The sequence below is a fragment of the Promicromonospora sp. NPDC060271 genome (assembly GCF_042726755.1).
Classification (GTDB): domain Bacteria; phylum Actinomycetota; class Actinomycetes; order Actinomycetales; family Cellulomonadaceae; genus Promicromonospora.
The window spans coordinates 45,461-52,388 of record NZ_JBHXBG010000013.1 but is presented as its reverse complement, the minus strand read 5'-3'; the positions used below and the strand labels follow the sequence as shown (position 1 = coordinate 52,388).

General features: G+C 74.5%; 8 protein-coding genes and 1 riboswitch. Of the genes, 2 read left to right on the top strand and 6 right to left on the bottom strand.

Annotated features, from left to right (window positions below; all coding sequences use genetic code 11):
- Together ACFWE2_RS03840 and ACFWE2_RS03835 are read left to right on the top strand one after the other, a co-directional pair.
- A partial coding sequence (locus ACFWE2_RS03840) for an HNH endonuclease signature motif containing protein (protein ID WP_377222886.1) occupies window positions 1-291 on the top strand: 291 nt, incomplete at its 5' end.
- 298 nt (window positions 292-589) lie between these two features.
- A complete protein-coding gene (locus ACFWE2_RS03835) occupies window positions 590-1,324 on the top strand; it encodes a lytic transglycosylase domain-containing protein (RefSeq protein WP_377222885.1) in 735 nt (244 codons plus the stop codon).
- On the opposite strand, the gene ACFWE2_RS03830 is transcribed toward ACFWE2_RS03835, so the two are convergent.
- From ACFWE2_RS03830 to thiO, 6 genes are all read right to left on the bottom strand, one after another.
- Window positions 1,312-2,187 (bottom strand): HAD family hydrolase, encoded by an 876-nt coding sequence (locus tag ACFWE2_RS03830; RefSeq protein ID WP_377222884.1) that lies wholly within the window; start codon window positions 2,185-2,187, stop codon window positions 1,312-1,314. The genes ACFWE2_RS03835 and ACFWE2_RS03830 overlap by 13 nt on opposite strands.
- 83 nt (window positions 2,188-2,270) lie before the next feature.
- Complete coding sequence (locus ACFWE2_RS03825; RefSeq protein ID WP_377222883.1) at window positions 2,271-2,954, bottom strand: hypothetical protein; 684 nt, start codon at window positions 2,952-2,954, stop codon at window positions 2,271-2,273.
- Window positions 2,955-3,003: 49 nt separating this feature from the next.
- Complete coding sequence (locus ACFWE2_RS03820) at window positions 3,004-4,269, bottom strand: ThiF family adenylyltransferase (protein ID WP_377222882.1); 1,266 nt, start codon at window positions 4,267-4,269, stop codon at window positions 3,004-3,006.
- Window positions 4,266-5,114 (bottom strand): thiazole synthase, encoded by an 849-nt coding sequence (locus tag ACFWE2_RS03815; protein ID WP_377222881.1) that lies wholly within the window; start codon window positions 5,112-5,114, stop codon window positions 4,266-4,268. The genes ACFWE2_RS03820 and ACFWE2_RS03815 overlap by 4 nt, the downstream gene beginning before the upstream one ends.
- 2 nt (window positions 5,115-5,116) lie before the next feature.
- A complete protein-coding gene (gene thiS / locus ACFWE2_RS03810) occupies window positions 5,117-5,404 on the bottom strand; it encodes a sulfur carrier protein ThiS (protein ID WP_377222880.1) in 288 nt (95 codons plus the stop codon).
- Complete coding sequence (gene thiO, locus ACFWE2_RS03805; RefSeq protein ID WP_377222879.1) at window positions 5,401-6,747, bottom strand: glycine oxidase ThiO; 1,347 nt, start codon at window positions 6,745-6,747, stop codon at window positions 5,401-5,403. The genes thiS and thiO overlap by 4 nt, the downstream gene beginning before the upstream one ends.
- Window positions 6,737-6,840, bottom strand: a riboswitch (TPP riboswitch). Its footprint overlaps the gene before it by 11 nt.
- Between the last annotated feature and the right edge of the window lie 88 nt (window positions 6,841-6,928).

Here is a 6,928-nt window from a genome sequence, read left to right as displayed (position 1 = left end):
TGGCCAGGATGCGACCAACCACCCTCCCGGTGCGAAGTCCACCACGCCATCACCCACTGGGCCGACGGCGGAAACACCTCCGTCACCAACAGTGCACTGCTGTGCTGGCACCACCACCAACTCGTCGACACCAAGGGCATCACCATGCACTGGACCGGCAAAACCACCACCACCAACGCGGCCGACGCCCCGGCCGGTGCCCTGCTGGAGACCGGATGGGCGTTCACCGACGCCCGCGGACACCGCATCCGCCTACCCGAACCCATCCAAGCCCCAACCGAAGCCGCCTGACCGGCCGGCCGGACACGACAACCCGCCGAAGCCGCCTGACCCATGAGACGCCGCCGACGACCGGCACCGCCTGACCCACGGGTCACGTCGGCCGGGTCAGCACACCGCATGCGCTCAGCACCCGGCTGCCGAGTCAGGGGAAGGACGTCCCCGGCTGCGAACGAGCATGTTTGTGGGAGGTCCTGTCGGGGTATGCCGGATCGGCCTCGCCGGGCCTTAGCCTCTGGGAAGGCACGGCGAGCGCCAGGGGGCATCGCCTGCTGACCGGTTCCCCAGACGTCGGAGACGCATCATCACCGTGAGACCAAGAACCCGGACCGTCGCGCTCACGACCGCGCTGCTGCTGACCGGCTGCGGCGCGGGCGGGACGACGTGGCCGCCGGATCTCGCCTACGCGCCCGCGCCGCTCCAGCAGCTCCCCGAGGCGGCCGGCCGGGGTGACGTGGACGAGGTTCCCCTCGCGGAGCTGGCGCACGGGGGCTGGCTCGCGGACGCCGCCGAGCGCACCGAGATCCCGCCACGAGCCCTGGCGGCCTACGCCGGCGCGGCCCTGCGGCTGGCACGGACGCAGCCGGAGTGCGGCATCGGGTGGAACACGCTCGCGGGCATCGGCATGGTCGAGTCGGTGCACGGCACCTACCTCGGCGCTCGCACCGACGACGACGGCACGGTGCGCCCGGCGATCATCGGCATCCCGCTGGACGGCAGCGAGGGCGTCATGGCGATCACCGACACGGACGACGGCGCGCTCGACGAGGACGTCGAGTGGGACCGCGCCGTCGGACCCATGCAGTTCATCCCGGCCACCTGGGCGGACCACGCGGAGGACGGCAACCTCGACGGCAAGGCCGATCCGCACCAGATCGACGACGCGGCGCTGACCGCCGCCCACTACCTCTGCGAGAGCGGCGGCGACGTCACCACCGACGACGGCTGGGCCGCCGCGCTCGCGGCATACAACCGCTCGGTGTCGTACGCGAACGACGTCGCAGACCTCGCCGGGTCGTACGCGGAGCAGCCTCAGGCCTCATGACGCCGGGGCAGCGTACGGAGGACCCTGACGACGCCGTGCTCCGCCAGGGTCCCGGTGACCTCGTCCGCGGCATCGACGACGGCCGCTGGCGCGTGGCCCATCGCGACGCCGCGCGCCGCCCACGCGATCATCTCCAGGTCGTTGACGCCGTCCCCCACGGCCACGGTCCACCCGGGGTCCACGCCGATCCGCTCCCTGATCCGCTCGAGGGCCGTCGCCTTGCTCACGCCGCGCGGCGTGACGTCCAGCCAGTCGGGGCCGGCCGGGGTCGCGGTGACACCCAGCGCGCGCAGCGGCTTGATCAGGTCGAGGACGCCGTCGGCTCGGAGGATGACGCGCGACGCGGACATGTCCCACAGCTCCGTGTCGGGGACGCTGCGCTGCTCCCCGTTCACCAGGTCGGGGTCGAAGAACCGGTCGACCCGGTAGCCCCAGCCGATCTCCTCGACGCCCACCTGGACCGTGGGAAGGGCAGCGCGAGCGAGGCGGATCACCGGCTCGACATCGAAGGCGTGCACCGTCTCGAGCCGGAACCCACCGGACAGGGGCGCACCGACCCGCGCGACCACCGCGCCGTTGGACGCGACGACCCAGCCCGGGTCGATGCCCAGCCGGCGGGCGACAGGCAGCACGCCCACGAGGGACCGACCCGAGGCCAGCACCACGTGGTGCCCCGACCGCCGTACGTCCTCCACTGCTTCGACGGTCACCGCGGGGACGGCCATGCCGCCCGCCGAGAGGGTGCCGTCGATGTCGAGCGCGATCAGGGCGCCGGCCGCGGCGCCATTTCCGGGAAGCGTCTCGGGAAGGGTCCCGGGAATGGGCAGAGCTGCCCGCTGCGGGTCGGTGCTGGACGGCGTCACGGTATCTGTCGTCGGCGTCATGTCTCTCTGACGCACGGGGCGTCCGGATGTCACAGCACTTCCCGGATCGCCTTCCCCGGCGGTCAGACGAAGGTCCAGTTCGGGAGTCTCGAACCCTTCGGGAGCTCGGGTGCGCCTGGGCCGTACACCCAGTTGACGTCGGCGGGCCCGGTGAGCTCGCGCATCCGCAACGGCATCTCGGCCCCCTCCCGGAGGACGGGTTCCAGCCTGGTGATCAGCGCCCTCATGAGGTCGCTCCCGCCGCGCACGACGGCCTCGACCGGCATGGCGTCCGGCTCGACGCTCTCGCCGCCGGCGAACATCCCCGGCGGCGGGGAGACCGGCACGAACCACCCGTTCTCCAGGCCGAGCACCAGCACCCGGTAACCGTGCCGGGTCGCCGCTCTCGTCGCGGAGCCGCCGGAGGTGCGGGTGCCGAACCAGGCGTCGGTCACGTCGCGGAGGTCGACGGCCAGCTTGTCCCGTCGGCCGAGGTACAGGTGGTCGTCCGTCAGGCGAAAGTGCGCCCGGTCGATGAAGCGCACGATCTTCGGATGCCCCCAGCGGACCGCCAGGACCACGGCGGCCACCCAGAGCACGGCACCGAGGACCCCGAGCACGGGCTGTGCGGGAGACTCCCCGAGCGCGACCAGCGGCGGCACGAGCACGACGGTCGCGGCCATGGCGCCGAGATTGCCCGCGGCGGCGTACAGCAACCAGAACGTCGGCCAACCGAAGAGACCTGGCCTCACCTCCGCGTGCGTCATGCGGACAATTATGACCTAGTTTGCTCTCTATTTGCCATATAATCGCCATCTATTTGCTCGCGACATGCTCCCGTGTCCAGGCGTCCATGCCGCCCTCGACCGACCGGGCGTCGAGCCCCGAGTCGCGCAGCTGCCGGGCCACGCGGTCCGACCGGGCACCGGACTTGCACAGCACGTGCACCGAGCGGCCCGCTGCCCAAGCCGTCACGTCGTCGACCACGGCCCCCGCGCGGTCCCCGGCGAAGGCACCCGACGGGACCGGCCGGGCGCCCGGCAGGCCGGCGAGCTCGATCTCCCAGGGCTCGCGCACATCGAGCACGGCGGGCTCCGGACCGTCCGTGCGCAGCGCCGCCAGCTCCCGCACGGTGGTCCGCACAGCGGTCCGCGCCGAAGGCACCGCGCCGTCCGCCGGCACTGCACCATCCGCCGTCACCGCACCGTCCACAGGCGCCAGCCCGCAGAACACCGCGTACGGGTCCGCGTCGCCGGCACCGGTACCCGTGCCGGTGCCGGCCAGCAGCGCCGTGACGGGCTCCCGGTCCGGATCGCGCCGGACGGTCAGGTGCCGCCAGGTCAGGGCCAGGGCGTCGTACGTCGCGAGCCGCCCGAGCAGGGTCTCGCCCAGCCCGGTGAGGAGCTTGATCGCCTCGGTCGCCATGACCGAGCCGAGGGTGCCGCACAGCGCGCCGAGCACACCGCCCGTCGCGCAGTCGGGCGTGGCGCCTGCCGGCGGCGGCTCCGGGAACACGTCCCGGTAGGTCACGCCCTCCACGCCGGCCGGTGGAGCACCCCAGAACGTGGCGACCTGTCCGGTGAACCGGTAGATCGCGCCCCAGACGCACGGGATGCCCAGCACCTCCGCGGCGTCGGAGACGAGGTAGCGGGTGGCGAAGGCGTCGGTCCCGTCGAGCACCAGGTCGTAGTCGGAAAGCACGTCCAGCGCGTTGGCGGCGGTCAGCCGCTCCCGGTGCTCGACCACGCGGACGTGCGGGTTGACCTCCGCGACCGTCGCACGTGCCGACGCGGTCTTCGGCGAGCCCAGGTCCGAGACGCCGTGGATCACCTGACGCTGCAGGTTCGACGTCTCGACGAGGTCGTCGTCCACGATGCCGAGCGTGCCGACGCCCGCCGCGGCGAGGTAGAGCAGGGCGGGGCTGCCGAGGCCGCCCGCACCCACCACGAGCACCCGTGCGCTCGCCAGCCGGCGCTGCCCCTCCGGGCCCATCCCGGGCAGCACCAGGTGGCGCGCGTACCGGGCGAGCTCGTCACGGCTCAGCTCGCGGCCGGGCTCGACGAGCGGCGGCAGCGCGGTCACAGCGCCAGGTCCAGGTTGTCGCCGACCACGTTGTCGCCGACCGCGACCAGGCCGCCGACCGGGGACGACGCCAGCGCCCGCTCCCGCCGCGGCGGCCGGCCCGCACCGGCCGCCGCGTGTCCCGCCTCGACCGCGAGCCGCATCGCGTGCGCCATGCGTACCGGGTCGGCCGCGCGGGTCACCGCGGTCGCGAGCAGGACGCCGTCGCACCCGAGCTCCATCGCGAGCGCCGCGTCCGACGCCGTGCCGATCCCCGCGTCCAGGATCACCGGGACCGTGGCGGCGCCGGCGATCGCCTCGATGTTGCGCGGGTTGGCGATGCCGAGCCCGGAGCCGATCGGCGAGCCCAGCGGCATGACCGCCGCACAGCCGACGTCCTCGAGCCGGCGCGCGGTGATCGGGTCGTCGTTGGTGTACGGCAGCACGGTGAAGCCGTCGTCGACCAGGATCTTGGCTGCCTCGACCAGGCCGATGACGTCGGGCAGCAGCGTCACGTCGTCGGCGATGACCTCCAGCTTGACCCAGTCGGTCGCGCACGCCTCACGGGCGAGCTGCGCGGTGAGCACCGCCTCGCGCACCGAGAAGCAGCCGGCGGTGTTGGGCAGGGCGCGGATGCCCAGGCGTTCGAGCAGCCCCCAGACGGACGGGTCGCCGGGGGCCGCCGGGTCGGCCGACGGCCGGGGCCGGGACACGCGGCGCATCGCGACGGTCGTCAGTTCGGTGCCCGACGCCACGAGGGCATCCTCCAGCGCGAGCAGGCTCGCCGCTCCCCCGGTGCCCATGACCAGGCGAGACCCGAGCGTCGTGCCCGCGATGGTGAACGGTGTGTCGTTGGTGCTCAGCATGCTCAGCCTCCCTGCACGGCGGTGACTACCTCGACGCGGTCGCCCGGCCGGACGTACGTGGTGCTCCAGGCGCTGCGCGGTACGACGGCGTCGTCCAGGGCGACGGCGACCCCGCGCGGTGCGCCGTCGACCACGAGGCCGGGCAGGAGCCGGGCGACCAGGTCGGCGATCGGCAGCGGACCGTCGAGCGGGTACGGCTCGCCGTTGACGACGGCGCCGGGCGCGCTGTCGCCCCGCGCTCCGGCGGCGCCGGACGCCCCGGACGTTGTGGTGGGCGGCGCTGTGGTCATGCCGTGCCTCCTCGTTGGGTCGTGGGTGCGGGTTCGATCGTGGGTGCGGGCCCGGTCATGGGTGCGGGTTCGATCGTGGGTGCGGGTTCGGTCGTGGGTGTGGCGCTGTCTCGGACGGCACCGGCCACGCGGGCGAACCGGCCCGGGTCCGCGTACCGGGCGGCCGCCTCGACGGCGGCCCTGTCCCCCGGCCCGCCGGCCGGCCCGCCGAGCGCTCCGGCCGACGCCCCGCCCAGCGCCTCGTCGACGGCGGCCGCCGTCAGCGGGGTGAGCAGGATGCCGTTGCGGTAGTGCCCCGTGGCCAGGTACAGGCCGTCGGCCGCCCAGCCCAGGAGCGGCGCGTTGTCCGGGCTGCCAGGCCGGGACCGGGTGACGACCTCCAGGAGGACCGCGTCGTCGAGCTCGGGCAGCAGGGCGCGGGCGTCGCGCAGCAGCGCGAAGACGTCGCCGGCGCGGGTCAGGTGGTCGTCGTCGCGCTCGTCCGACGTCGCGCCCACGACCAGCTCACGCCGCCCGTCGGGCCGTACCCGGCGGGGCACCGCGTAGACGGGCCGTCCCTGCACGGCGCCGCGCACCACGACGGCGGGTGACCGGTCGGCGGCGGCGTCCAGGCGCAGGGTCGTTCCGGGCACCGGCCGGGTGGGCGCGCCCGCGAACAGGGCCCCGCTCGCGTGGCCGGCGGCCAGGACCACCGTCCCGGCGAAGTAGGCGGTGCCCGCGTCGTCGAGCGCGCCGATGACCGCGCCGTCCGCCCAGGTCAGCGAGACCGCGGCGCGACGCACGTGGGTCGCGCGCGCGGTGGTCACGGCGAGCGCCGCGTGCACGGCGCGCGGGTCCGCGTGGTGGTCGCCGGGAACCCACGCGGCGCCCGCGACCCGGGGTCCGACGCCGGGCTCGCGCCGCCGCGCCTCGGCGGGCGTGAGCTCCACCGAGCCGAGACCCAGCTCCCGGTGCAGGGCGAGCATGCGGCGCAGCGCGACCAGGTCGTCGCCGTCGTACGCGAGGGCGAGGGTCCCCGCGGTCTCCAGGCCGACGGCGCCCGCCGGCAGCCCCGCGGCTCGTTCGAGCGCGTCGGCGAACGCCGGCCAGAGGGCGAGCGAAGCGGTGCCGAGGCGCGCCTGCCCCTCCTCGCCGAAGCCCACCTCCATGACCGGCGCGAGCATGCCGGCGGCGGCCTGGGTGGCGCCGTCGCCGGGCGAGGGGTCCAGGACGACGACGCTCGCCCCGGCCTCCAGCGCACGCCAGGCCGCGGTCAGGCCGATGACGCCCCCGCCGACGACGAGCACGTCGCACGCGTGACTGCCCGCACGGCTGCCCGCATGACTGCCGGCACGGCTGCTCAAGTGTTCTCCCTTCGCTGGCATGACCCAGATCAGGTTCGACGGTCGGCGCCCTACGCCCTCTCAGCCCCGTGCGGGGCTCCCGTGCACGCGACAACCATAACCCCGCCCGGCAGCCGCTCGAGGACACCTGTGCACAAGGCGACACCTGTGCGCAAGGCGTCGGTCTGTCAGTGCGTCGGCC

Excerpts from the sequence above, each read along its gene's own strand:
- thiS (WP_377222880.1), bottom strand. The coding sequence starts at position 5,404 with ATGACCACAGCGCCGCCCACCACAACGTCCGGGGCGTCCGGCGCCGCC.
- ACFWE2_RS03815 (WP_377222881.1), bottom strand. The coding sequence starts at position 5,114 with ATGCTGAGCACCAACGACACACCGTTCACCATCGCGGGCACGACGCTC.
- ACFWE2_RS03825 (WP_377222883.1), bottom strand. The coding sequence starts at position 2,954 with ATGACGCACGCGGAGGTGAGGCCAGGTCTCTTCGGTTGGCCGACGTTC.